The following is a 1713-nucleotide window of genomic DNA, read 5'->3' as shown; positions in this document are numbered from 1 at the left end:
GTTTTTATGAAACAGGTGCCATCTTCTTGATTCAGAAGGGGCATACACTCGCTTTTCTTGGCCTGCATTGATGCAATCTGGCATTGAGTACAAGATTTAAATTAACGTACTGATCCGCATTTACAGGACGAGTGGGATAAAGCTAAACATCGAGGTCAGGGCCTCAGGAAAATAGATCCGATCTCCACTCGAACCAAAAGGATGGCACCTATTAACTTTGTTTTTAAGCAGCTATTGGTAGTGATAACTTTTTAAATACTTCTTCTTTGTAATTAAAAGTGGAGTTATTCCACTCAAATGGTTTTTTATTTTTTAACATCGCAAAAGCAATTTTTAGGAACTTATTTCCCATCGCAATGTATACAGAACCTGCTTTTTTCCCTTTTTCTTTTAAACGAGCATAGAAAGGTTTTAGTGCTTCATTATGGATAGAAAGGCTTTTACCGGCAGAATAAACAGCTCTACGCAAATTCGCGTTGCCTTGCTTGGAAATACGGCCATGATAACCTTCTCCTTTACCAGATTGCTTAATAACAGGGTTTGTTCCGGCCTTTTTTATGAGCTGATTCGCACTTGTATAGTGAGTAAGGTCGCCCATTTCGCAATAAATTTCTGCCGCTGTGACTAGTCCGATTCCTGGAACAGTAAGGAGAAACAAACCATCTGTATTGATGAAAATACGTTCAATTTCCTGCTCATAGGTTTGAATGTTTTGCGTATGCCATTCATAGTCTTTTAATTTCTGTTTCAAAAGAAAAAGCTCACTAGAGAGGTCTTCTAAAGATTTAGATACACTTTCAATGGCAGCGAAAAGAAGCTTTTTTATCGTTGTTTTGCGTATCTTTAAATTATGTTCTTTAGAAATTCTCTTTAAACCTATTTCTCCAAGCTCAAGAATATTGGAAGCGTGAGGGTAGTGGGAAAGTATATGCAAACTCGACTTCCCCCAAAAGTCACTAAATATCATTTTCGTCTTAACTTTACCTTCCTCCAAAACGCTGTATCCTTGGTATTCACGCCAGATATGGTCATGTAGGGTACGGATCTCTGTTTTGATTCGTGAGCGCTTATTAACTTCATTTCTTCTAGCTCGGGTAAGATTTTGGAGCTTTCTATATTCACCGGAAGAAAGCTTGGCATTCGTTGCTTTATTACCCACCAACACCTCGGCAATCAGGTATAAATCGATGTCGTCCGTTTTTGTATAAGTAAGGTGTTGTTTTCGCTCTTCATGGGTGGAAGCAGGATTAATAATGTGAACAGAAAAACCTTCAGATGTTAAAATACGAACAATATCTTCGTAATAATGACCAGTGGCTTCTATGCCTACAAAAATTCGTTCAGCCTGGCATACTCGCTTCGCTTCCTCCATCTTTTGGATAAGGAACTTCATTCCAGTCTGACTGACCATAAAGGCAAAAGGAGCTTGGACAATATCGCCAAAGTAATTCATGACCATTGCTTTCTGTAAAACCTTTGAAGTATCGATAGGAACGATTAATACTTTTTCTAAATCGGCACCTTTAAGTTCTTTTGCGAATTGACTTCTTCTTAAACCTTGTTTACCATTAAGTAGTCTCATTGACTATGACCTCCTTTGGTTGGGTGGGTGATTGAGTAAACTTGGTTAAGTACTCAAATCGTAACATAGTCATGGGACTTTTTTGTGTCTGAAATCATTATTTCATACACCAGGAAATTATAAAATTCTAT

The 1713-nt window shown here is 37.8% G+C and carries 1 protein-coding gene; it reads right to left on the bottom strand.

All coding sequences use genetic code 11. The features are described 5' to 3' along the window. Window positions 1-223: 223 nt before the first annotated feature. Window positions 224-1582, bottom strand: coding sequence for an IS110 family RNA-guided transposase (locus tag H9631_RS22070; protein ID WP_191816604.1), 1359 nt, complete (start codon window positions 1580-1582; stop codon window positions 224-226). Window positions 1583-1713 lie beyond the last annotated feature (131 nt).

Source organism: Bacillus norwichensis (assembly GCF_014836955.1).
GTDB lineage: Bacteria > Bacillota > Bacilli > Bacillales > Bacillaceae_C > Siminovitchia > Siminovitchia norwichensis.
This window is presented reverse-complemented; position numbering and strand designations above follow the sequence as displayed.

Excerpts from the sequence above, each read along its gene's own strand:
- H9631_RS22070 (WP_191816604.1), bottom strand. The coding sequence starts at position 1,582 with ATGAGACTACTTAATGGTAAACAAGGTTTAAGAAGAAGTCAATTCGCA.